The organism is Haloarcula montana, assembly GCF_035666295.1.
Lineage (GTDB): Archaea > Halobacteriota > Halobacteria > Halobacteriales > Haloarculaceae > Haloarcula > Haloarcula montana.
Genome location: NZ_CP142027.1, coordinates 2,864,814 through 2,886,236, shown reverse-complemented (window position 1 = coordinate 2,886,236; position 21,423 = coordinate 2,864,814). Strand labels below are relative to the sequence as shown.

Genomic DNA, 21,423 nt, shown 5'->3' with positions numbered 1-21,423 from the left:
TCGTCCCGTCCGAAGGCCAGTGCATGGGCGCAACCGAGCAGGGGCCACGCGGTGAGCCGGCCGACGACGAACGGGCCGACTACGACCACCAGTCCGACAACGTCGCCCGGCCGGCGCTCGTCGCGGACCTCACGGAACGCATCGAAGGGACCGTTCGGTTCGACGACTACTCGCGGGAGCTGTACGCGACAGACGCCAGCGCCTACGAGATGACGCCCGTCGGTGTGGTCTACCCGCGGTCGACCGACGACGTGGCCGCGGTCGTCGCCTACTGCGCACAGCGGGAGATCCCCGTCCTCCCGCGGGGTGGCGGGACGAGCCTCGCCGGCCAGGCCGTCAACGAGGCCGTCGTGCTCGATTTCACGCGATACATGGACTCGCTGCTTGAGGTGGACCCGGACGAACGGCGGGCCGTCGCCGAGGTGGGGACGACGCTGGGCGATCTGAACGCCGAACTCGCGACACACGACCTGAAGTTCGCCCCGGACCCCGCCTGGGGCGACAAGTCCGCGCTGGGCGGTGCCATCGGCAACAACTCGACGGGCGCACACTCGCTGCAGTACGGCAAGACAGACCACTACGTCGAGGAATGCGAGGCCGTCCTCGCGGACGGGGCGGTGACGAAGTTCGGCGAGATGACTCTCGACGAACTGCGAGCGGCCGCCGATCCGGACGGCAACCTCGAAGCGCGCATCTACGCCGAACTGGTCCGGATACTGGACGAGGAGCGCGACGAGATCGACGCCGCCTTCCCCGACCTGAAACGCAACGTCTCGGGGTACAACCTCGACCGGCTGATCGCCGAGGTCGAGGGTGAGTACGGCGACCCCGACACGGTCAACGTCGCGCGTCTGCTGGCCGGCAGCGAGGGGACCCTGGCGATCGTCACCGAGGCGACGATCTCGCTGGAACCGATCCCGGAGACGAAGTCCCTGGCGTTGCTTGCCTTCGAGGACCTCGTGACGGCGATGAAGGACGTTGCGCCGATCCTCGAACACGACCCGGCCGCCGTCGAGGTACTCGACGACGTATTGTTGGATCTGGCGGGCGACACCGAGGAGTTCGGCGACCTCGTCGCAGACATCGTCCCCGAGGGAACCGGCGCGGTCCTGCTCGTGGAGTTCTACGCCGACAGCACGGCGGCGGGCAAACAGAAGGTCGCGGACCTGCTGGCCGACCGCGTAGGTGACGTCTCCACCGCGGGAGTCCCACAGGAAGGCGCAGAGGAGTTGACCGCCCCATCGGTCGGCGCGTTCCACGGTCGCGAGGCCCACGACGAGGCCGAGCGCGAGCGGTTCTGGAAGCTCCGGAAGTCCGGCCTCCCGATCCTGCTGTCCCGGACCAGCGACGCCAAACACATCAGTTTCATCGAGGACACCGCGGTGCCACCCGAGAACCTCCCGGAGTACGTCAGCGACTTCCAGGACCTCCTGGAAGACGAGGGCACCTTCGCCTCCTTCTACGCCCACGCCGGTCCGGGCTGTCTGCACATCCGCCCGCTGGTGAACACAAAGACCGTCGAGGGCGTCGAACAGATGGAAGCGATTGCCGACGGCGCGACCGACCTCGTCCGGGAGTACGGAGGCAGTGTCTCCGGGGAGCACGGCGACGGCCGCGCCCGGACCCAGTGGAACCACAAACTCTACGGCGACCACGTCTGGGAGGTGTTCCAGGCCCTCAAGACCGCCTTCGATCCCGACTGGCTGTTGAACCCCGGCCAGGTCGTCGGCGCCGACGAGGCGGCCGTCGAGGCCGGCGAGGCACCCCCGCGGGCACGAACCGTCGACATGACCGAGAACCTGCGGTTCTCGCCCGACTACGAGTTCGAGTACGACTTCGATCCGGCGCTTGACTGGACCAACGAGAACGGCATGCAGGGGATGGTCGAACTCTGTCACGGCTGTGGGGGCTGTCGCGGTCCACAGGAGACGACCGGCGGCGTGATGTGTCCGACCTACCGGGCCGCCGACGAGGAAGTGACAGCGACGCGCGGCCGGGCGAACATGCTCCGGTCGGCGATGAGCGGGGATCTCCCCGCGGACCCGACCGACGAGGCGTTCGTCTCGGAGGTGATGGACCTCTGTATCGGCTGTAAGGGGTGTGCGCGGGACTGCCCCAGCGAGGTCGACATGGCGAAACTCAAGACCGAAGTCGAACACGCCCACCACCAGGAACACGGCGCGAGCCTCCGTGACAAGGTCTTCGCCAACGTCGAGACGCTCTCGAAGGTCGGCAGCGCGCTCGCGCCGGTGTCGAACTGGGCGCAGCGGCTCCCGGGCAGCGACCTCGTGACCGAGAAAGTGCTGGGCATCGCCGGCGAACGGGACCTGCCGACGTTCCAGCGGCAGTCCTTCGAGGACTGGTGGGCGGGCCGTGAGCCGGCGGTCCCGGCCGACGAAGCCGAGCGTCGTGCGCTCCTCTTCCCGGATACGTACAACAACTACAGCCACCCCGAAGTGCTGCGAGCGGCCGTCGAGGTGCTGGAGGCCGCCGGCGTCCACGTCCAGGTGCCCGACGACGTCACTGCCTCGGGTCGGGCCGCCCACTCGAAGGGCTTTATCGACAACGCACGGGCCAGGGCGCGGACGAACGTCGAGGCCCTGTCTGGCCGCGTCGCGGACGGCTGGGACGTCGTGGTCGTCGAGCCCTCCGACGCCGTGATGTTCCAGTCCGACTACCTGGACCTGCTGGGTCACGACGACGACGCGGCGACGGCGGTCGCGGCCAGCAGTTTCGGCGTCTGTGAGTACCTCGACCGGTTCGCGCTGGACAGCGGCGTCGACTGGACGGCCCCGGAGGAGTCGTTGACTTACCACGGCCACTGTCACCAGAAGGCGACGAAGAAAGACCACCACGCCGTCGGCGTCCTCCGGCGGGCCGGCTACGAGGTCGACCCGCTGGACTCGGGCTGTTGTGGGATGGCCGGCAGTTTCGGCTACGAGGCCGAACATTACTCCATGAGCAAGGCTATCGCCGGCATCCTCTACGAGCAGACCGCCGAGAGCGACGGCGAGACGGTGGTCGCCCCCGGCGCCTCCTGCCGGACGCAACTGGCCGACCGCCCGCTCGGTGACGGCAAGGAACCGCCCCACCCCGTCGAACGGCTGGCCGACGCGCTGGCGTAACGCCGTTCCGTTGGGGTGTGAGACAGACCGTCGCAGTCGTCGGTCCGGTGGCCCTGCGTCCGATCTTCGTCGGGCCGACTGCGGTTGTTTCCACCGGTAGAAGCGGTCGAGCGCGGACGACCGGATGAAGCGGTTCGCCGACCGAGAAGGGCGGTGTCGACGGGCCAGCCGACCCGTAACGGTTTAATCGCCCCCACGTGCAGTGAGCCCCATGACGGTCGATTCTGACTGGGACGACTGGCTCTTGCGCGAGGTAGAAGCGGCCGACCCCGGCGGACTCGCGATCTGGTATCTCGGCTGTAACGGTTTCATCGTCAAATCCAGCGGCGACACGACGGTGTTCATCGACCCGTATCTGGGGATCGGCGACCCGCCACGGACCGTGCGAATGGTACCGGTGCCGTTCAACCCCGAGGACGTCTCCGAAGCGGACGCCGTCCTGGGAACACACGAGCATACGGACCACGTCCACGGTCCCTCGCAGGCACCGATCCTGGCGGGGACGGGTGCGGACTACTACACGACCGACAGCGGCCACGACGTGATCCACGAGGAAGGCTGGACGGACAACTGGTCGGTGACCGACGACCAACTCCACGAGATCACGGAGGGAGACACGATCGAGATCGGCGACCTCACGATCCACGTCGAACCGGCCAACGACCCCGACGCCGCCCACCCAGTCTCGTACGTCTTCGAACACGACGCCGGGACGTTCTTCCACGGCGGCGACGCCAGGCCGGGCGAGTTCGAGTCCGTGGGCGAGTCCTACGACATCGACCTGGGTGTCCTGGCGTTCGGCGCGATCGGGAACATCGACGATTCGGAGACCGGCGAACCGGTCCGTACCAAGTGGTACAACGACGAGAACATGATCGTCGAGGCGGCCAACGAACTCCGACTCGATACGCTGTTGCCGAGCCACTGGGACATGTGGAAGGGGATGACGACCGAACCCACTGTCTTGCACAACCACGCCAGTAGCTTCGCCTATCCCGACTCGTTACGCATCGCCAAGATCGGCGACCGAGTGGACCTGTAAGCGGCCCTTCCCTCACGTCGGTGGTGTCGGATTGCCTATACAATGCATATTTATTACTGTAGGGTCACGCAGTAGAATACATGAGTGATGCACAAACATACGAAGAAGTCACGGTTAGCTCGGATGGGGTAATCGTCACGAAGCGGTTCGAAGCCGACGAGTTTCCCGTCCCGGCGATCGCGTTCAACGTCGTGTCGAAACGCTCCGAGCCGGTGACCATTCGTCTGGTGGATACGGTTCCAGAGGACGTCGCCGTCGAGGATCTGGGCTTCCACCCGGAGTACGGGAGCGAATACTGGGATATCAACGAGGACCGCATCGCCTTCGAGAAGGAGATCCAGGCCGACTCCGAGTACACCACGGTGTACGGAATCCGTGCGACGGGAACCGACGACGTCGAGAAGTTCCTCACCGAACCCGAGATCGAATCGGTCAGTCCGCCACTCGACGATGACGAAGAAACCCTCGTCGGCGGCGGCGACAACGCCGTCAAGGACGTCATTGCCGGCGACGCGGACAGCGTTCCGGGGCTAGAAGAGGACGAGGAGGACGAGGACATCGAGACCCTCGATCTGAAAGACCCGAACGGAACCGGGACACCGGAGGCCGCCGGCACGTCCACGTCGGCGGACGACGGCGGCGAACCCGAAAGCGGGGACGCGGAGACGAACGGCGAAGTCGGTGAGGGGACCGTCATCGCCGCGATGGCCGACGAGATCCGTAACAGCAACGTCTCGCCGGACGACGTGAAACTGCTTCAGCGGGCGCTGGACGCGGTCTCGGACGAGGAGAGTGACAGCGGAAGCGATACAGACGGTGCCACACAGGCCAAGATCGAACGGCTTCAGGGGGATATCGCGGATCTACGCGCCTACACCGACGCCCTCGAAGAGTTCCTCGAAGAAAACGGGACCGGCGACGAGATGATCGAGGAGTTCAGCCAACGTCTCGAGGAGTTCGAGACGGAACTGAACTCCTTCGAGTCCGAGATCGAGAGCGCTCGCTCGACCGCCCAGTCGGCCAACTCCGGCGTCGAGAGCCTCGAAAAGGAGGTATCGCTGGTCGAAGAAGACGTCGAGGAGGTCGGGTCCGAGGTCAACTCCATAGGCAACAGCCTCCGAACCGTCGAGGACGACGTCGACGAGTTCGACGCCCAGATCGCCGAACTCGACGAGCAACTCTCCGACATGGAGTCCGAAGTCGAGCAGGTGCGCGAGGAGATGGGCGACGGTGAGATCGACGAGCGGCTCACCGAACTCGAAAACGAGATCGTCGAGCTCAACGAGTGGCGCGAACAGCTCTCCTCGGTCATCGGCGGCGGCAACTAATCGAACTCGTTTTACCGATCCCTGTCTTGCCTACCGACAATGACGACGACTAGAGTGGCCGTTCCACGTAAGGGACGGCCTCTCGAAGCGGTCCTCGAACGGCTCGCCGCCCGGACCGGGACGACCGAACTGGCGGACGACATCATCTCGACACTGCGCTACGAGAAGGCCGTCACCAAGGGCAACCAGTCGGCCGACCGGGACGTCTACGATCGTCTCTCGTCGTACTCGACGCTGTCTGACCCGACCGAGCCGGAGTTCTCGATGTTGCGGGACGACCGGGACGGGATGCCCCGCCGGATCGTCTTCGACAGCGTCACCGTCCCGACCGCGGCGGGCGAGGTCCAGTTGATCGGCCGGGAAGAGCCGTTCCGTGCGCTGCGGACCCACGAGTTCGCGCTCGGGTTCGACAGCGCCGACCTGGTCCTCGAAGAGGTCGTCCAGTTGCGCGACGAGGCGCTGACGACCATCGCGGAGATCAACGACCGCATCGATCCGCTGGACACCGACGTTCGGGTCGTGACTGGCCTCGGCGATACGGTGTATCACACGCTGCTCGCGACACCGGAGGTCATCGACAGCCAGGACGGAGCGCTCGACCGGGAGTTCGTCGCCAACTACGAGGGGGAGTTCTGTATCTCGCCGCGGTACGAGCGTCTGGTCGAAGCGATCCTGGGGACGGCAGCACTCGACGGGATCAGCTTCACCTACCCCGCGGAGGGCGTCGAGGAGGAGGCCGGCATCGCCGCTACCGGGATCGGCGTCTACCTCACGGTGACCGGATCGACGGCCCACGACCACGGGCTCGAACTGGGCGAGCGGCTGTTCCCCAGCGAGACGGTCCTGCTTGAGAACGCCAGCGAACGGACCGACACCTCGGCGGCGGTCGCGGAGTTGTTCGAAGCGCCGGAGGCGACGGCGCTTGGCTCGGTCTGAGCGCTCACTCGTGGGCGGCGTCCCACTCCTCGGCCTTGCGGAGGTTACTACAGTCGTTGCACTGGATACGGCCCATCGAGTCCATCGCGTTGTTGAACGTCTCGCAGTTGCCACAGAAGAATCCCCAGCGGCGCTCGCGGTCGGCGTCCACGTAGACGACGAAAAACGGTGCTTTGGTGCCGATATCGTCGTCCTCGCGGTCGACGAACAGCGTCTCGCCGTCGGGTCCCTCTCGCTGTTCCATACCGGACAGTCGCGGGCCAACGGCTAAACGACTGCGGAACGGCTATCCGGCTCGGCCACCCATATCAGCCCGATGAGTCCGCGGCTCGTCCACTACTCCGACGTGGAAAACGCCCACGACGACCCCGAGCGCCTGGCCCGCCTGGCCGGGACACTGAACGCCCTCGATGGCCCCGGCGCGCTGGTCGTCGGGACCGGCGACAACACCGGTCCCGGCGTTCTCTCGCTCGTGACCGACGGACGGCAATCCCTGGAACTGTTCGACGCGGTCAAGCCGGCCTTCGAGACCTTCGGGAACCACGATTTCGATCACGGTGTCGAAGCCATCAGGGACATCGTCGGGGAATCGCCACAGACGTGGCTCACGGCGAACGTCCGCGAGGACGGAGACCGGTTCGCGGCCGCCGAGACCGAATCCCGGGCGCTCCGAACGGTCGACGGGGTCCGGATCGGTCTGGTGGGCGTGACAACCCCCGATACCGAGGCGACGAGTCCGGGTGCGGCACCGCTTGCAGTCACCGACCCCGTCCCGGCCGTCGCCGACGCCGTGGACGCGCTGACGGCTCGCGGGGCCGAGCAGGTCGTCGTCCTCTCACATCTCGGCCGGGGCGACGACGAACTCGCCCGGCGCTGTGACGTGGACGTGATCCTCGGGGGCCACGTCCACGAGCGACGGGTGACACGGATCGACGACACCCTCCTCGCTCGTCCCGAATCGAACGGCCACACCGTCGTCGAGGTCGATCTCGGCGGTTCGAAGCCGACTGCCGCGTTTCGGACGGTCGACGAAACGGGCACCGTCGAACCGTCCGTCACCCGGGCGATCGAACGGCGACTCGACCGGTCGGGTCTGACGGAGACGGTCGCCCACGTCGACGAACCGATCTCCCGGTCCCGGCAGGCGACCAAGGGTGGGGAGAGTCGGATCGGGAACCTCGTCGCCGACGCCTATCGCTGGCAGACGGGGGCGGACATCGGATTGCAGAACGCCGGCGGTGTCAGGACCGACGAGACGCCGCTGTCGGGCGCGGTGACCGTGGCGGATCTCGTCTCGGTCGTCCCCTTCGAGGAACCGGTCGCCGTCGCCAGGGTCACCGGGGCGGAACTCCGTCGGCTATGCCGACAGGCCAGCGGCCAGGTCGTCGACTACGGCGATTCGGCGTGGTGGCACGCACACGTCAGTGGCCTGGAAGTCGTCTGGAACCGGGACCACCGCAGAGTCGATCGACTCACCGTCGGCGGGGAACCGGTCGAGGACGACCGGACGTACACCCTCGCGACGACGGACTACGTACTCACGTCCGCCATGGAGTTCCCGGTCCTGACCGACGCCAATCGGGTCGAGAAGACGAAACTCCAGTACGAGGTGTTGGCTGACTACGCCCGGACGATCGGTATCGACCCGTCCGTCGAGGGACGAGTCCTGCGCCGCTAGGGTTTTACCCCCCGCAATCGAACGCACGGTCAATGACACAGGTCGTCGTCCCGGTCCGGTATCCGCTCTCGGCGAACTCGCGGGCGACACTCGCGGAGGGAATCCGGATCGCCGACTCTACCGACGCGGATCTCACGGTTCTCCACGTCAATCTCTACCAGAACGGACAGAACGTCTCGCGTGCGGAACTCAAGGCCACGGTCGAGGAGGAGTTCGGCCATCTCCCCCGGTCACGCTATATCGTCCGGTCGGGGATGCTCGTCGAAGAGACGATCTTAGACGAGGTGGCCGCCCAGGAGGCCGACGTGGTCGTCATCGGGGACAAACAGGTCAGTCGCTGGCGCCAGATGATCCGACGACTCGTCGACGATCCGAACATCGAACAGTTCCTGCGGGAGGAACTGGACTGTGACATCGTCACCGTTAGCCCCGACGGTCAGCCCGCTCAGTACTCTGCGTCCTCCGAGAACTGAGCGGGGTCGACCGCCGTCCCATCCTGGCCGTCCATCGAGACCTGGAGTTGCCCGCTGGTGTCGTCGAAGTACAGGTGCGAGTGGGGGTAGGCGATCTCCACATCGGCGTCCTCCAGCCGAGTCCAGACGTTCGTCTGGACCTTCGAGCGGGCCGCCAGCAGTTTGTAGGGTTCGGTCACCCAGTACCGCAGTGTCAGGAGGACGCCGTGGTCGCCGAACTCGTTGATGTAAGCCGTCGGCGCAGAGGGGTATCGGGCCGCGCCGACCCGGATGTTCGGCCCGCCGCCGATGACGTTGTCGACCTCGCGTGCTGCTTCCTCGATCAGTCGACGTGCCGCCTCGATGTCGCTCTCGTAGGTGACCAGAACGTCGAGTGAGAGGCGTGTCCGCGAGTCCTCGGCGGAGTAGTTCACCACGTCACGTTCCCGCATCGAACCGTTCGGGATGACCAGGAACGTATTGTCGAGCGTGAACATCTTCGTGTGCCGGAGCGTGATGTCCTCGACGAACCCCCGCTTGTCCGAGTCGGCGAGTTCGATCATATCACCGATCTCGTAGGGCTGGTCGGCCAGCAGGAACACGCCGGAGACAAAACTCCCGACGATCGGAGCGACGATGACACCGATGACCGCCGAGAAGACTGCGACGGAGAGTCCGATCTCGCCGATTGCGAGCCCCCAGATGTTCATGATCGACAGCAGCGCGAGCAGGAAGACGCCCGCACGAATCCCACGGAGGACGGTTCGGGTCAGACTCGGCCGCTTGAACCGCTGTGCGACCCGCCGTCCGAGGAGTTGGACGACGATCCGTGACGCCAGATACGCACCGATCAACACGACGAGCGTCTGGAAGATCTGGCCGAGCCACACCGGAATCGCGACCGGCAAGAGACCACCGAACGTCGTCGTGGACGGATCGGGGGTCGGCGACGGAGTCGACGTCTGCAGCAACAACGAGACAGCACCCATGTCTACCAGTGTACGACCCCCCGAGAAAAGCGTTCCCCCTCCGCAACTGATTACCACACGCCGACAGACAGGGACAGTATGGCCGACCACCCGCGGTTCGAACTGACCGCCTCGCCCGAACCCGTCGAGACACTCATCGTCGGCGTCTCGACGTACGGGTTAGCGGGGCTGACCGCCGTCGACTACCTTACGGACGAGCGCCCGATGGAGCAGGTGGGCTACCTGACCGGCGGCGACCAGCCGGTGATTACGCCGTTTCAGGACGGCAGTCCACGCCATCACACCCGGCTGTCCGTCGATACCGAGCGATCGATCGGCGTCGTCGTCGGCGAACGAATGGTGACCGTCGAAGCGGCGACCGGGGTCGCCGACGCGATCGAGACGCTCTGTGAGCGGACCGAGACCGAGACGGTCGTGATTCTCTCGGGCGTCCCGGTCGCACACGGGCCGGACGACCACGTCCCGTTCTACATCGCAACGGAGGGGTACAGATCGTCGTTCCTGGAAGACGCCGACATCCGCCCGATGGGGAACGGGTACATCGACGGGCTCCCGGCCGAACTACTCGATCGCGGGATCGAGGGTGCGGGTCTCGACGTGGGCGTGTTCACGACACCTGTCCACGCACAAACACCCGACGCCGCGGCGGCGCTTCGCCTGCTCGACGTGCTGTCGGCCGTCCACGACATCGATATCGACACCGGACCGCTGAAGACGTTCGCCGCGAGTGTCGAATCACACTACCAAGCACTCGCCGAACGGCTCGATTCGGAACGGGATACCGGGGTACCCGACGACCGAATGTATATGTAACTCCATGTAGCTCGGTTCATCAGGAATATTATTCTATGATTGGGCCACAACCGAGTGAATAATTAAACAATTATCCAACAGGTATTTCCCCGTAGAGCCCCTGTACTTCATTGATGACTGCCACCGATACCTACTCGATCGACCGGGCTCAGACGAGGCGCCCGTCCCGCGCTCGCTCCAAGAGCGTGCTGTTCTGTACGGAGTGTGGGTACGAGAATCCGGTGGGTGGTGACTGGGAGATCAGTCAGCAGGGGAGCCACGAGCGGCGATACTGTCCGAACTGTGACGCGGTCGTGACAGACCGGTAACTCAGTACTCGATGATCCCCTCGTCGGTGACAACCGAGTCGAGCAACCGCGTCGGTGTCGCGTCGTAGGCGGGATTGGCGATATCGAACCCTTCTGCCGGTTCCCGCATGACTTCCGTCGGCGAGCGGAAATCGTTCTCGAACGCGAACGCGCCGTCCGCGAACTTCGCGGCAGCACCGATCACGGTGACCGGCACGCCCACGTCGGCCGCCGTCGCCGCGATCGGGTACGTTCCGACCCGGTTGTACAGTGTCTCGTCGACGATACAGTCCATGCCTACGAGGACGCGGTCGGCCTCCGAGAGGTAGTGGCCGGCGGCACTGTCGACGATGAGCGTTACGTCGACGCCGTCCCGGTCGGCGAGCTTTCGGGCCGCCTTCCGGCCGATATACCGCGGTCGTGACTCGGTGACGTACACTTCGAAGGACGCCCCGTCGGAAAGCGCCACGTCGATGGCGTCGAGGACAGTTGTGGAGTACTCGTGGGTGAACAACACGTCGTGGTCGGCGATGAGGTCGGCCGCACGCGCGGCCGCCTCCTCCTTGGCCGTCTCGACGTCCTCGACGACGGCGTCGACTGCCTTCCGGGTCAGGTCCTTGGCGGTCTCGATGTCCCCGGGGTCGGCCTCCGTCACTTCCCGGACGATCCGTCGCTGTGTCGTGTACAGTGAGGCGTGCGAGGGGTTAGCACGGCGGAGCGCGCTGCTGTTTCGCTCCAGCGCCCGGAGGTACTCGTCGACAGTCGGATAGTCACGCTGGGTGAGCGTCTCCAGGGCCTCCGCGGCTTTGACGGCGACGACCGATGAGCTGTGTGTCTGCATCTCCTCGATCTGCTCGACGGTCTCGTCTATCATGTGGATGGCTGTGTCCCGGACCGATATGTGTCTTCCCCCCTGGACCGAACAGACTTTACGTGGGCTCACGTACTCGACACCACCAATGGGAGGCCAGTTCTGGCGTGACTCGGTCGGGATGTCGGAATCGATCGGTGTCGCGGTGCTCATCGGCATGACGATCGTGATGACCGCCACGGTCGGCCTGAGCGTGCTGGTATTCGACACACAGGCAGATGCCGGCCCCCAGGCGAACTTCTCGTTCGACCACGTTGAGGACAGCAGCCTCCTGCTTATCACACACACCCAAGGTGACGAACTCGAAGCCGGGAATCTCGAAATCGAGGGGCCACAGAACAGCGTCAGTTGGGCCGAGGTCGCAAACACCAACGAGTCGGCACGCATCGGTCCGGGGGATATCGCCCAACTGAGTTCGGGCAACGCCTATGGCGCGGGCGTGGCCCAGCAAGATACGGTGACGATCTACTACAACACGAGCGAAAACCGAACACAGCTCGACGAGTGGTCCGGTGGCTGAGCCGATCAGTCGGCCGCGAACCCGCTCCTGTTCTCGGGGTCCTCCGCCGGGCGTCCGATCGCGTAGTCGAGCGAGAGCGGTCCCGACCCCATGGTGAACACGGCCGAGGCGAGACCGAAGAGGGCGACGTGTGCCAATACCGGGTCGTCGGGGAGTCCGAAGAGGGTCGTCGTGAACAGGACGAACGACGCCGCAGCGGCCCCGCGGGTGAACAGGCCGACGATCAGTGCCGCTCCGACAGCGATCTCGGTCAGCCCGGCGCCGACCACCCACAGTCCCGGATCGACCGGGACGACCGCCGTGAGGTCGTACTTCGCGACCACGAGCAGGCCGCTCCCCGGTTGGGCGAGTTTCTGGATCAGGCCGAGGTAGATAAACGACACGCCCATCCCGACCCGAACGATCGTCGGGACGTAGCGTCGGTAGGGTCGTGTCGCACCGTCGAGATATCCTTTGAGGAGATGCACCGGGTCGACACGACCGTAGTAGGTCCCCTCGGTGCTGGCGACGGCTTGAAGCATGTCGTCGGCGCTGGGCCGCCCGCCGCCGAGGATCACCAGCGCGAGGAACGCGGGGACGAACTCCATCGCGAGGACGACCCCAGGGTCGACAAGCAGCGCAGAACCGTAGGTTCCGAGGCCGATGGTAGCGACGATCCGGGTCGCCAGCCCGAACAGGAGGAGGAACCCGACCCCGATAAACAACAGCCTGACGAGGGGATTCGCGCCCGTATCGAAAGCGACCGTGGGCGCGAACAGGTAGCCCTGAAACCCTGCACCGACCAGCGGGAGCCCGACGCTCAGTCGGATCATCCAGGGGACGAGGTCCGTGTAGCCGGCGAGTTTCTCCCGGAGGATGACGATATCGGTGATCGTCGGCCGCACCCAGAGATAGGCCGCCAGCCCGCCGGTCACCGCCAGCGCCGAGAGGGCGAGCAGGGCCGCGTTGAACGGGTTCGAGAGCACGCCGATAACGAACTGGATGGCGTCGATCGCGGCTCCCGGGCCGTCAGTGACGTAGTCGACGTGTGCGGGGTGGCTCCGGGCGAGTGCCAGCCACAGACTCACCGGGTCGAGATCACCGGTAGACTGCACAGTAGACATACTCGATCGTCGTGCCGGAGACACCTAACCCTGTCTGACCGCCAGGTATCGGTGAGCGATGTCGTTCCGACAGCGCTGTGAAATCCCGTGTCTGAGGCGTCGTCGGTGGAATTATATTCGTGCCACCGTTACAGACGTGGCAGTGAGCGTCAACGTCGAAACACAGGTCGTCGACAGGGGAGACGACGACTACGTCGGTGCAGCCTGGCGCCTCAAGGAGTCGATCCGTGAGTCCGAAGGTGTCCTCAGACAGCGGCGGGGCTTCTTCCAGAGCGCCTACCGACGGTCGCGCGTGTATCTCTACATCGACCGCTCGGAGGACCGCCTCGTCGGTTTCGCGTCGGTCCGGCGCGACGGATACATCCTCTTTCTGGCCGTCGACAGCGAGTACCGAGGCCACGGCTTCGGGAAACGCCTGGTCGCCCGCGTCGCCGAGGACTACGGGAGCGTGACCTGTCACGCGCGGACGACCAACCGCGAGGCTATCGAGTTCTACACCCACATCGGCTTCGAGATCCGCCGGCGGATCGACGACTACTACGAGGACGGCGGCGACGCCTACTACCTGAAACTCGGCGAGGACTCCATCACGGAGAAACTGACCAGCCTGCTGCGAAGGTAAGGGAACCCTTTTGAATCGACCACCCCAACCCGGTAGCCGATGGAACAGCGGACGCGCACCTATCTCAAAGGCCGCTTCGGCGACCACTACCGACAGGCGTCGGTGACGCCGCCGCCGGCCGCAAACGAGCGCGAGTGGGGGTACATCCCCTGGACGGAGGGACCAGGGGAGACGATGATCCGCCACGAGTCGCTGCTGGACCTGGGCGACATCGAGGGGTTCCTGGGGCGGGACCGTCCACGGCACGTCTACTTCTCGGCGGGTCGGTACGACGACCCCGGCGCCTCACAGATGAGCGAGAAGGGGTGGCGCTCCTCGGACCTCGTGTTCGATCTGGACGCCGACCACCTCCCGTCGGTCACGCTGGGAGAGGACAGCTACGCCGAGATGCTCGCGAAGTGCCAGGACGCGCTCCGTCGGCTGCTGGACTTTCTCGAAGACGACTTCGGCTTCGAGGACCTGACTATCGTCTTCTCGGGGGGTCGTGGGTACCACGTCCACGTCCGGGACGAGGGGATCCAGACGCTGGAACGGAACGCTCGCCGGGAGATCGTCGACTACGTCCGCGGGATCGGGCTGGAGTTCGACGAACTCGTTTCCGCCGAGGCCGTCGCCGGGACTGCGGGGCGGTCCAGTCCAGCCCAAAAACGGCTGCTCGATACGAGCGGCGGGTGGAGCGCACGGGCACACCGCCAGCTCCTCTCGCTGTTCGACGACCTACTCGCGATGGACGAAGACGACGCCGTCGCCCGGCTCCGGGAGTACGACCGGATCGGCGAGGGGAAAGCGAAGGCTGCGCTGACCGCAGCCCGTACCAACTACGACGAACTCGAAGCCGGGAACATCGACGTTCACCCGGCGGTGTTCCAGATCGCGAAACTGGTCGTCCACGAGGCGGTCGCGGCCGACAACGCGCCGATCGACGAGCCGGTGACGACGGATACGAACCGGCTCATCAGGCTCCCGGGATCGCTCCACGGCGGGAGCGGACTGGCCGTCAGACGGATCGAACGCGACGAACTCGGCGACTTCGACCCGCTGGTCGACGCCGTCCCGGAGACGTTCCGCGGCCACGAGATCACCGTCGAAGTGACAGACGGCGGCCTGGTCGAGCTCGACGGCGATAGTTTTACACTGGAGGAAAGAGAGGTAACGGTACCAGAGGCCGTGGGCGTCTTCCTGATGGCCCGCGGGCGCGCTGAAAAGAGCCAGGAATGAATCTCGACGAACTCCAGTCAGTCCAGTCCCGCGAGCGCCAGACCGACCAGCTCCAGCAGCTCCGCCCGACGTTCTACGAGGAGGCTGGCCAGTTCGTCAACCAACTGCGCGAGGAGCGCGAACGCGCGGCCGACCGGGCCGACGACCCCTTCGACTCCCCGGAGGTCAACCGCCTCACCGACGACATCAAGACCGCCGAACAGACCGTCGAAGCGATCTACGAGCGTCGCGTGGGCAAGATCGTCAAGATGGCATCGCTGGCGGCGGCCGATATGCCGACCGAGGACGGCGGACTGACCCAGGAGGAACGGGGACTGTTCGAGACGCTCGTGACGGCGATCGAAGACAACCGCCAGCACGTGCTGGATGTCATCGCCGGGGAGGCTCCCACCGGCGCGGTCGACGGACAACAGTCCGAGGCGAACGCGACTGTCGACGTGAGTAACGAGCCACCAAAGCAGACACCGGCTGACCGTGACACGCCCGAGCCGGACCCGACGGAGCCGGCCGACTCGGAGCCCGGCGTCGACGCGGCCGATCTGATGGGGGGAGGACCAGGTCAGTCCGACGACGGGACCGGTGCTCCCTCGACGGCCGACGACGGAGCCGATCGGCCCCCACACGAGGCTGCGGTCGTCGCCGACGAGGGGGACGCCGAAGACGCTTCCTCTCCGGAGTCCGACCCACAATCCGAGGGCGATCCGCGGCCCGAGCCGGACGGTGGCGAGACGACCGTCGACCGACGGACGGTCCGGATCACGGCCGACGTGGGCGAGATCTTCGGCGTCGACCAGCGCGAGTACGACCTCTCGGCCGACGACGTCGTGACGCTGCCGGCCGACAACGCCGATCCACTCGTCGAACAGGACGCGGCCGAACCGCTGGAGTGAACGCAACCGCTTTTGTGGCGCGTTCCCGATGGCCGCCATGGACCTGACAGACAGCGTCGCGGTTGTCTCGGGCGGCTCGGGGGCGATCGGTCGTGCTGTCGTCGAGGAACTGGCCCGCGCCGGTGCGAACGTCGTAGTCGGGTATCACACGGACCGGGACGGTGCGACCGACGCGGTCGACCGTGCCGAGTCCCACGGCGTGACGGCCCGTGCCCTGGCCGCGGACGTGACCGACCCGTCCGCCGCCGGCGACCTCATCGACGCCGGGGCGGAACTGGGGCCGCTCTGTGCGGTCGTCACCTGTGCCGGGTACACCGATCCCGGCGCGATCGAGGACCAGAGCGCCGCGGACCTGGATCGGCACCTGGCTGTCAACGTCGCCGGTGCCGCGAACGTCCTCGGGCCGGCCGTCGAGCGGATGCGGACCGGGACCGACAGTGGGGAAAGCGACGGTGGCGCCGTCGTCGCCGTCTCCAGCGTCGCGGCGTCGCTGGGGACGGTCGATACGGCCTACGCCGCCTCGAAGAGCGGGCTGGAGGGGTATATCAGGGGGCTAGCTCGGGAACTCGGCCCCGAGGGAGTCCGAGCGAGCGTCGTCGCACCCGGACCGGTGGAGACGCCGATGAACGACGCCATCGTCGAATCGCTGGAGGAGCGGCGGTTCCGCGGCCACGAGACGGTCGAGACGCTGCTGGATCGGTACGCTGCCCAGCCCGCAGAGGTCGCACGCGCCGTTCGGTTCCTGCTCGGCCACGAGTTCATCACCGGCGAAGTCCTGCACGTCGACGGCGGGATGGCGCTGGACTGACGAGAGAGAACCCCTATCCGGGGCCGTCACGTACCCTGCCCATGAGTGACCACAGCGAGGCCGGTGGGCGTCGGACGGCGCTGAGCAGGGAGGATCTGCCGGGTGTTGTCGCCGCCGTCGTCCTCGTCAATGCCGTCGGCGCGCTCCCGGCGGCACTCGGCGGACCGGATTCGGCGTGGTTCCAGTCGATCGCCAAACCGGCACTGTACCCGCCATCATGGGTGTTCGGCGTGGTCTGGCCGCTGTTGTTCACGCTGCTCGGCGTGGCGCTGTATCTCGTCTGGCGTGACGCCCGGGCGACACACCGGGGCGCGGTCGCGATCAGGCTGTTCGTCGCCCAGATGGCGGTCAACGTCGCCTGGTCGCCGACGTTCTTCACGGCACAGGACCTCACCGTCGCCCTCGCCGTCGTCGGCGGACTGTGGCTGGTGTTGGTCCCGACGCTGTGGGCGTTCTGGCGGATCGACCGCCGCGCGGGCGGGTTGCTCGTCCCGTATCTCCTGTGGGTGAGCTTCGCGGTCGTGCTGAACTACCAGTTCGTCGTCGTCAACTGAGGCCACGATGGCGAGCGCGAGGGATCAGCGGACGTACCGACGGTCTCAGGACGGATCGTAGGTCGTCGTCTCGTAACAGAACGCAGCCAGGAACGTCTCGTGGGTCTCGCGGAGATCGACACTCGACGGATAGCCGCCGCCGTAGACCTTCCGGACGTGCGGTGAGCGGGCCATGGCCGCCTCGTAGTCGTCGCCGACGGCGACACCGAGATACGCGCTGTCGAGCGACGCGAGGAGGTCGGCCGGCGACGACGGCGACCGGTCGGTGACGCCGGCGAACTGGAAGGGAAGCTCCTCGACGAACTCGTCGCTTCGGACGACGGTCGGGGCCAAGCGTGCGTGATCACCGTAGTCGCGTAATCGCGGGCCGTTCCGAAGCGGTGCCGTCACGTCCCGACCCGCGTCCTCGGCCAGGTCGTCGACCCGTCCTGCCCGATCGCCGTCGGTGAACGAGGGCACGTCGGTCGCGGGGTCGGTGACCGGCCCGTCGGTGGCCCCGACGACGCGCTCGGCCAGCGCAGCCGCGAGTTCGTCGGCGTCACACGCCTCGACGGCGACGATCCGTGTCAGGTTGAAGCAGGTCCGGCCGCCGGCCCGGACGATCCCGCGGGCGAGGCTGTCGAGTTCCCGGTCGGTGGGCCGGCGAGCGAGGACTGCGACCGACTGTCCGGGACCGTACGTCTCGACCGCCGGGTCGTCGTGGTATCGGTCCGTCACCGCCTGGCTACCGAAGACGAGTGCGTGGTCGGACCGCGTGGCGACCGTCTCGCCGACCGAGCGGTCGCCCGGGAGAACGTGGACGGCCGTCTCCGGGACCCCCGCAGCCAGCAGCGCCCGGGCGAGACGGACGGCCGTGAACGGGTCCCGACGCGAGGGCCGAAGGACGATCGGGATCTTCATTCCCACCGCCAGCGCCGGCCAGGCGTAGACCGCTGGATCGTTCGCCGGCATGACGCCACCGAGGACACGGATTCGCGGGGCGAAGGCCAGACCGACGTCCCGTTCACGGACGTACGACGGGTCGTCGTACACCGCGAGGTCGCCGGTCGGCGACTGTGCCCGGAGGCTTTCGGCGGCGTGTCGGAGCCCGTGGGCGAGCCAGTGGACGCTCGTCCGGACCCAGCCGACCGGGAGCCCGCTCGCTCGGGCGACCCGCGCCGCGTACTCCCCGACTGGCGCCAGGTCGCCGGTCGGTCCGTGTCCGGCGAACCGGCGACCGGCGTCGGCCAGACGATCGAGCAACTCCCGGACCGGGATCGCCCGGAGGTCGTCGAAGCCCGACTCCCGAGCGGTCTCGACCGCGTCGTGGACCCGGACGCGCGGGGCCTGTGCGACCGCCGCCAGATCGCCACCGACGCCGGTGAGCGTCCGGGTCCGGCGTGTCGTTCGCTCGCCACCGGAGACGACCGGGACGGTCAGTTCGGCCATCAGTAGACGCCCTCGGTCGTCTCGGCTGTGGCCGCCTGTGCGGTGCCGGGGTTCCGGAGCCAGTCCCACTCCAGTGGGGCCTCGCCGCGGACTCGGACGGCACTGTCCCGTTCGAGGAGCTTCGGGAGGAACAGCTCATCGCTGAGGACGGTCAACCGGACGCGACCACGCTCGCCGTAGGCAACGGGGCCGCCGTCGTCGTCGACCACCTCGGGGACGAAATACGGCTCGCAGGGGACGTAATCCAGGCTGTAGTGCCGGTCGGCCGGGGGACGGAGCCGCGGCGGTGCCTCCTGTGCAACGCCCATCAGCGTGTTGCCGTACTCGCCGGCGACGGCCACGTCGGCGTACCACTCCTCCCGGAAGACCTCGTGAGTGTCGGGATCGAGCGCCGTCCCGCCGTGGTAGACCGCGTCGATCCCCGAATCGGCGACCAGGTCACGGACGGCAGGCCGTTCGAGCAGTCGTGCGGTCGTAAACAGCACTGTCACGTCCTGGGTCGAGACGACGCCCCGGGCCTGTTCAAGAAGGTGGTCGACGTACTCGTCGAACCGACGCGGGTCGTCGGCGAGTCGCTTGGCCCACCGCGGGTCCATGTTGACGAAGAAGGGCAGCGTCCCCCACAGGTCTGCCAGGTGTTCGACGAACACGCCGGCGTTGTTCGCGCCGCCGGGCGGTCCGAGCATCAGGAGGTTCCCGCGGGGAAACGCCTCGGGGAGGACCCGGTCGGCCCACGCCGCCTGCTGGCGCCAGTAGTCGGCCATCACGATCCGCTTTGGCGGGCCGGTCGTCCCGCCGGTCTCGTACACCCGGCGGGGGCCGGACAGCGACTGCGGATGGAACCGCTCGACCGGGAGCGATCGGAGGATGTCCTCGTCGAACGATCCGAAGACCGCTTCAAGGTCGGCGAACCCGTCGACGGCCGATCGCACGTCGATCCCCCGGTCGGCCGCCCACTCCAGCCAATACGGCGTCCCGCTCTCGGGATCGAAGTGCGTCTCGACGACGTGTCGGGTCCACTCGTCTCGGTCCATCTCGGTCGGGACGTGTGGGTTCATGCCTCGGGCTCGGAGTGTAGGGTTCGGGTTCGGTCGGTCGCCAGCGATCCGACGCCCAGCGCCAGCACGGTCACGACGAGGGCGGGGACGAACGGCAGGAACCGAAAGGTCGGGAGCCCGGCGAAGGTCGCACCCAGGAAGTACCCCTGACCGACGAGCACGGCCGCGACGGCGCCGGCCGCCGTCGCCTGCCGCCAGTAGAGCGCCGCCAGGAACACCGGCAACAGCAGGGCGTTCCCCTGGATGAAGTAGACCGAGAGGTCGACGATGGTCCCCACCGCGGCGATACCGGGGAGCCTGCCGGTCGCGGCGTGAGCCAGGACGAACCCGCCGGCAAGCAACACGGCGGCTGCCCCGCGGCTCACCCACAGTTCCGTCCGCTCGTCGGCGTCAGGGCCGGCCAGGTGGTCGTGGTAGATGTCCCGGGTCACCAGCGACGACAGGGTCAACACGAGCGAGTCGGCCGTGCTCATCATCGCCGCCAGCGCGCCGCCCATGACGACGCCGACCACGACCGGCGGCGCGTACGCCTGGAGGAGCGCCGGGACGACCTGATCCGGGGTCCCCAGATCGGGGAGGACAGTTCCACCCCAGACGCCCAACAGGACCGGGACGACGGCCGCGATCAGCACCATCACGGGCCACCACGCCAGCAGCGCGCGGAACGACCGCTCGTCGGTGGCCGCGAAAAACCGCTGGAACAGTTGCGGGTAGGCGACGACCGCCATCGTGTTCATCAGCAGGAACGAGAACCACACGCGCGGGGTGAAGAAGCCGACCTGGCCGGCCTGCGTGAGTCGGTCGGTCTCCGTGGCGATCCGCCGGGTAAGCGCGAGCGGTTCGACCGCGGGGACCACGAAGACGAACGCCGCCACGAGCAAGACGACGACGGTGACGCCCTGGAGGACATCCGACCAGGCGACGCTGCGGAGTCCACCCATCCCGAGGTAGACGGCGGTGACGACGGTGACGATCGCCGCGCCGGCGGTAAAGGGGACGGTACCGCCCGAGATCGTCCGGAAGATCAGCCCGCCGCCCATCGCCTGGATCGCTACGTAGGGGACCGCCCAGGCGAACTGGACGACGACGACGAGCAGTTTCACCGCGTCGCTGTCGAGGAGATCGCCGAGCATCTCGGTCGGCGTGATATACCCCTCTCGGCGTGAGAGCCGGAACGCCCGCAGCCCGACGACCGCCAGCGGGACGACGGCCAGCGCCTCGACACCCAACAGCGCCAGCCACCCCAGCCCGTGTCGGTACCCGAAGCCGGCGCTACCGAGGAAGACGAACGCGCTCATCAGCGTCGCGAACATCGTCAGCGGGAAGACGACCCGGCCAAGCGAGCCGCCGGCGAGGAAATACTCCTGCGGGGAGCCACCGGTACGCCGGTAGCCGTAGACGCCGATTCCGAGCGTCACGAGGAGATAGACACCCATCAGCGCCAGTGCGACGGCACTCATCGCGGTGACTCACCCGGTTGTGCCGGCCAGCCGGCCCGTGCGACGGCCGCCGCGACGGCCGCCATCGCCACGATCGCGGCGACGACGACGACCGCCCACGCCGGCACGACGCCGACGATCGGAGCCGTCGGGAGACCGACAGCACCGACGAAGACGGCAAACAGGATCAGAAAGCTGGCCCACAGGACGGTCTGGCGTCTGTCGTTCGGCATTTATTAACTAGTGATACAAGCCGGTTGTC

22 protein-coding genes are annotated in these 21,423 nt (G+C 66.9%); 14 read left to right on the top strand and 8 right to left on the bottom strand.

Translation table 11 applies throughout. The features are described from left to right. Nucleotides 1-23: 23 nt before the first annotated feature. From VJ109_RS15255 to VJ109_RS15240, 4 genes are all read left to right on the top strand, one after another. Nucleotides 24-3,125: an FAD-binding and (Fe-S)-binding domain-containing protein gene (locus tag VJ109_RS15255; RefSeq protein ID WP_324757890.1), complete on the top strand. Its 3,102-nt coding sequence runs from the start codon at nt 24-26 to the stop codon at nt 3,123-3,125. A 211-nt stretch (nt 3,126-3,336) separates the two neighbouring features. Further along, entirely contained in the window at nt 3,337-4,167 is an 831-nt protein-coding gene (locus tag VJ109_RS15250) for an MBL fold metallo-hydrolase (protein ID WP_324757888.1), read from the top strand. Between the two features lie 80 nt (nt 4,168-4,247). Continuing rightward, the gene (locus VJ109_RS15245; RefSeq protein WP_324757887.1) at nt 4,248-5,495 is read left to right on the top strand and encodes a hypothetical protein; all 1,248 of its coding nucleotides are present in this window, start codon (nt 4,248-4,250) and stop codon (nt 5,493-5,495) included. 39 nt (nt 5,496-5,534) lie between these two features. Beyond that, the gene (locus tag VJ109_RS15240; RefSeq protein ID WP_324757885.1) at nt 5,535-6,431 is read left to right on the top strand and encodes a phosphoribosyltransferase HisG-related protein; all 897 of its coding nucleotides are present in this window, start codon (nt 5,535-5,537) and stop codon (nt 6,429-6,431) included. Nucleotides 6,432-6,435: 4 nt separating this feature from the next. Here the strand turns inward: VJ109_RS15240 and VJ109_RS15235 are convergent, their stop codons facing one another. Next, on the bottom strand, nt 6,436-6,675 hold the full coding sequence (locus tag VJ109_RS15235; protein ID WP_276221507.1) for a DUF5816 domain-containing protein: 240 nt from the start codon (nt 6,673-6,675) through the stop codon (nt 6,436-6,438). Between the two features lie 72 nt (nt 6,676-6,747). On the opposite strand from VJ109_RS15235, the gene VJ109_RS15230 reads away from it, so the two are divergent. Then, nucleotides 6,748-8,109 (top strand): bifunctional metallophosphatase/5'-nucleotidase, encoded by a 1,362-nt coding sequence (locus VJ109_RS15230; protein WP_324757881.1) that lies wholly within the window; start codon nt 6,748-6,750, stop codon nt 8,107-8,109. A 32-nt stretch (nt 8,110-8,141) separates the two neighbouring features. Continuing rightward, a complete protein-coding gene (locus tag VJ109_RS15225; protein ID WP_324757879.1) occupies nt 8,142-8,582 on the top strand; it encodes a universal stress protein in 441 nt (146 codons plus the stop codon). On the opposite strand, the gene VJ109_RS15220 is transcribed toward VJ109_RS15225, so the two are convergent. After that, a complete protein-coding gene (locus VJ109_RS15220; protein WP_324757878.1) occupies nt 8,555-9,550 on the bottom strand; it encodes a mechanosensitive ion channel family protein in 996 nt (331 codons plus the stop codon). The two genes, VJ109_RS15225 and VJ109_RS15220, sit on opposite strands and share 28 nt — an antisense overlap. A gap of 78 nt (nt 9,551-9,628) precedes the next feature. Here VJ109_RS15220 and VJ109_RS15215 point away from each other — a divergent pair, with 78 nt between their 5' ends. Then, on the top strand, nt 9,629-10,363 hold the full coding sequence (locus VJ109_RS15215; protein ID WP_324757877.1) for a proteasome assembly chaperone family protein: 735 nt from the start codon (nt 9,629-9,631) through the stop codon (nt 10,361-10,363). 113 nt (nt 10,364-10,476) lie between these two features. After that, nucleotides 10,477-10,671 carry a DUF8106 domain-containing protein gene (locus VJ109_RS15210; protein WP_324757876.1) on the top strand — a complete coding sequence of 65 codons (195 nt, stop codon included), beginning with the start codon at nt 10,477-10,479 and terminating at the stop codon, nt 10,669-10,671. A gap of 1 nt (nt 10,672) precedes the next feature. Here VJ109_RS15210 and VJ109_RS15205 read toward each other — a convergent pair whose 3' ends face one another. After that, on the bottom strand, nt 10,673-11,524 hold the full coding sequence (locus VJ109_RS15205; RefSeq protein WP_324757875.1) for an eIF2B alpha/beta/delta subunit family protein: 852 nt from the start codon (nt 11,522-11,524) through the stop codon (nt 10,673-10,675). An 85-nt stretch (nt 11,525-11,609) separates the two neighbouring features. On the opposite strand from VJ109_RS15205, the gene VJ109_RS15200 reads away from it, so the two are divergent. Next, nucleotides 11,610-12,041, top strand: coding sequence for a type IV pilin N-terminal domain-containing protein (locus tag VJ109_RS15200; RefSeq protein ID WP_324757874.1), 432 nt, complete (start codon nt 11,610-11,612; stop codon nt 12,039-12,041). Nucleotides 12,042-12,046: 5 nt separating this feature from the next. Here VJ109_RS15200 and VJ109_RS15195 read toward each other — a convergent pair whose 3' ends face one another. Beyond that, nucleotides 12,047-13,144, bottom strand: coding sequence for a DoxX family protein (locus tag VJ109_RS15195; RefSeq protein WP_324757872.1), 1,098 nt, complete (start codon nt 13,142-13,144; stop codon nt 12,047-12,049). A gap of 142 nt (nt 13,145-13,286) precedes the next feature. On the opposite strand from VJ109_RS15195, the gene VJ109_RS15190 reads away from it, so the two are divergent. Genes VJ109_RS15190 through VJ109_RS15170 form a run of 5 tightly spaced genes read left to right on the top strand, consistent with a single transcriptional unit; the run spans nt 13,287 to nt 17,236 of the window. Then, nucleotides 13,287-13,766 carry a GNAT family N-acetyltransferase gene (locus VJ109_RS15190; RefSeq protein WP_324757870.1) on the top strand — a complete coding sequence of 160 codons (480 nt, stop codon included), beginning with the start codon at nt 13,287-13,289 and terminating at the stop codon, nt 13,764-13,766. Nucleotides 13,767-13,805: 39 nt separating this feature from the next. Beyond that, on the top strand, nt 13,806-14,984 hold the full coding sequence (priS, locus tag VJ109_RS15185) for a DNA primase small subunit PriS (RefSeq protein WP_324757868.1): 1,179 nt from the start codon (nt 13,806-13,808) through the stop codon (nt 14,982-14,984). Then, the gene (locus tag VJ109_RS15180; RefSeq protein WP_324757866.1) at nt 14,981-15,874 is read left to right on the top strand and encodes a hypothetical protein; all 894 of its coding nucleotides are present in this window, start codon (nt 14,981-14,983) and stop codon (nt 15,872-15,874) included. Before priS ends, VJ109_RS15180 begins: the two co-directional genes overlap by 4 nt. 37 nt (nt 15,875-15,911) lie before the next feature. Next, on the top strand, nt 15,912-16,682 hold the full coding sequence (locus VJ109_RS15175; RefSeq protein ID WP_324757864.1) for an SDR family NAD(P)-dependent oxidoreductase: 771 nt from the start codon (nt 15,912-15,914) through the stop codon (nt 16,680-16,682). A gap of 41 nt (nt 16,683-16,723) precedes the next feature. Next, nucleotides 16,724-17,236 (top strand): TspO/MBR family protein, encoded by a 513-nt coding sequence (locus VJ109_RS15170; RefSeq protein ID WP_324757862.1) that lies wholly within the window; start codon nt 16,724-16,726, stop codon nt 17,234-17,236. A 45-nt stretch (nt 17,237-17,281) separates the two neighbouring features. Here the strand turns inward: VJ109_RS15170 and VJ109_RS15165 are convergent, their stop codons facing one another. Genes VJ109_RS15165 through VJ109_RS15150 form a run of 4 tightly spaced genes read right to left on the bottom strand, consistent with a single transcriptional unit; the run spans nt 17,282 to nt 21,394 of the window. Further along, on the bottom strand, nt 17,282-18,664 hold the full coding sequence (locus tag VJ109_RS15165) for an aldehyde dehydrogenase family protein (RefSeq protein WP_324757860.1): 1,383 nt from the start codon (nt 18,662-18,664) through the stop codon (nt 17,282-17,284). Further along, entirely contained in the window at nt 18,664-19,722 is a 1,059-nt protein-coding gene (locus tag VJ109_RS15160; protein WP_324757859.1) for an acyl-CoA synthetase family protein, read from the bottom strand. The genes VJ109_RS15165 and VJ109_RS15160 overlap by 1 nt, the downstream gene beginning before the upstream one ends. After that, the gene (locus tag VJ109_RS15155; protein ID WP_324757858.1) at nt 19,719-21,182 is read right to left on the bottom strand and encodes a sodium:solute symporter family protein; all 1,464 of its coding nucleotides are present in this window, start codon (nt 21,180-21,182) and stop codon (nt 19,719-19,721) included. Before VJ109_RS15155 ends, VJ109_RS15160 begins: the two co-directional genes overlap by 4 nt. Then, a complete protein-coding gene (locus VJ109_RS15150; protein ID WP_324757856.1) occupies nt 21,179-21,394 on the bottom strand; it encodes a hypothetical protein in 216 nt (71 codons plus the stop codon). Before VJ109_RS15150 ends, VJ109_RS15155 begins: the two co-directional genes overlap by 4 nt. Nucleotides 21,395-21,423: the final 29 nt, after the last annotated feature.

Bases quoted from the DNA above. Each gene is read 5' to 3' on its own strand.
- VJ109_RS15150 (WP_324757856.1), bottom strand. From the start codon at position 21,394: ATGCCGAACGACAGACGCCAGACCGTCCTGTGGGCCAGCTTTCTGATC.
- priS (WP_324757868.1), top strand. From the start codon at position 13,806: ATGGAACAGCGGACGCGCACCTATCTCAAAGGCCGCTTCGGCGACCAC.
- VJ109_RS15225 (WP_324757879.1), top strand. From the start codon at position 8,142: ATGACACAGGTCGTCGTCCCGGTCCGGTATCCGCTCTCGGCGAACTCG.
- VJ109_RS15210 (WP_324757876.1), top strand. From the start codon at position 10,477: ATGACTGCCACCGATACCTACTCGATCGACCGGGCTCAGACGAGGCGC.
- VJ109_RS15250 (WP_324757888.1), top strand. From the start codon at position 3,337: ATGACGGTCGATTCTGACTGGGACGACTGGCTCTTGCGCGAGGTAGAA.
- VJ109_RS15200 (WP_324757874.1), top strand. From the start codon at position 11,610: ATGGGAGGCCAGTTCTGGCGTGACTCGGTCGGGATGTCGGAATCGATC.
- VJ109_RS15180 (WP_324757866.1), top strand. From the start codon at position 14,981: ATGAATCTCGACGAACTCCAGTCAGTCCAGTCCCGCGAGCGCCAGACC.
- VJ109_RS15245 (WP_324757887.1), top strand. From the start codon at position 4,248: ATGAGTGATGCACAAACATACGAAGAAGTCACGGTTAGCTCGGATGGG.
- VJ109_RS15175 (WP_324757864.1), top strand. From the start codon at position 15,912: ATGGACCTGACAGACAGCGTCGCGGTTGTCTCGGGCGGCTCGGGGGCG.
- VJ109_RS15170 (WP_324757862.1), top strand. From the start codon at position 16,724: ATGAGTGACCACAGCGAGGCCGGTGGGCGTCGGACGGCGCTGAGCAGG.
- VJ109_RS15155 (WP_324757858.1), bottom strand. From the start codon at position 21,182: ATGAGTGCCGTCGCACTGGCGCTGATGGGTGTCTATCTCCTCGTGACG.
- VJ109_RS15220 (WP_324757878.1), bottom strand. From the start codon at position 9,550: ATGGGTGCTGTCTCGTTGTTGCTGCAGACGTCGACTCCGTCGCCGACC.
- VJ109_RS15160 (WP_324757859.1), bottom strand. From the start codon at position 19,722: ATGAACCCACACGTCCCGACCGAGATGGACCGAGACGAGTGGACCCGA.
- VJ109_RS15205 (WP_324757875.1), bottom strand. From the start codon at position 11,524: ATGATAGACGAGACCGTCGAGCAGATCGAGGAGATGCAGACACACAGC.
- VJ109_RS15240 (WP_324757885.1), top strand. From the start codon at position 5,535: ATGACGACGACTAGAGTGGCCGTTCCACGTAAGGGACGGCCTCTCGAA.
- VJ109_RS15230 (WP_324757881.1), top strand. From the start codon at position 6,748: ATGAGTCCGCGGCTCGTCCACTACTCCGACGTGGAAAACGCCCACGAC.
- VJ109_RS15165 (WP_324757860.1), bottom strand. From the start codon at position 18,664: ATGGCCGAACTGACCGTCCCGGTCGTCTCCGGTGGCGAGCGAACGACA.
- VJ109_RS15215 (WP_324757877.1), top strand. From the start codon at position 9,629: ATGGCCGACCACCCGCGGTTCGAACTGACCGCCTCGCCCGAACCCGTC.
- VJ109_RS15195 (WP_324757872.1), bottom strand. From the start codon at position 13,144: ATGTCTACTGTGCAGTCTACCGGTGATCTCGACCCGGTGAGTCTGTGG.
- VJ109_RS15235 (WP_276221507.1), bottom strand. From the start codon at position 6,675: ATGGAACAGCGAGAGGGACCCGACGGCGAGACGCTGTTCGTCGACCGC.
- VJ109_RS15255 (WP_324757890.1), top strand. From the start codon at position 24: ATGGGCGCAACCGAGCAGGGGCCACGCGGTGAGCCGGCCGACGACGAA.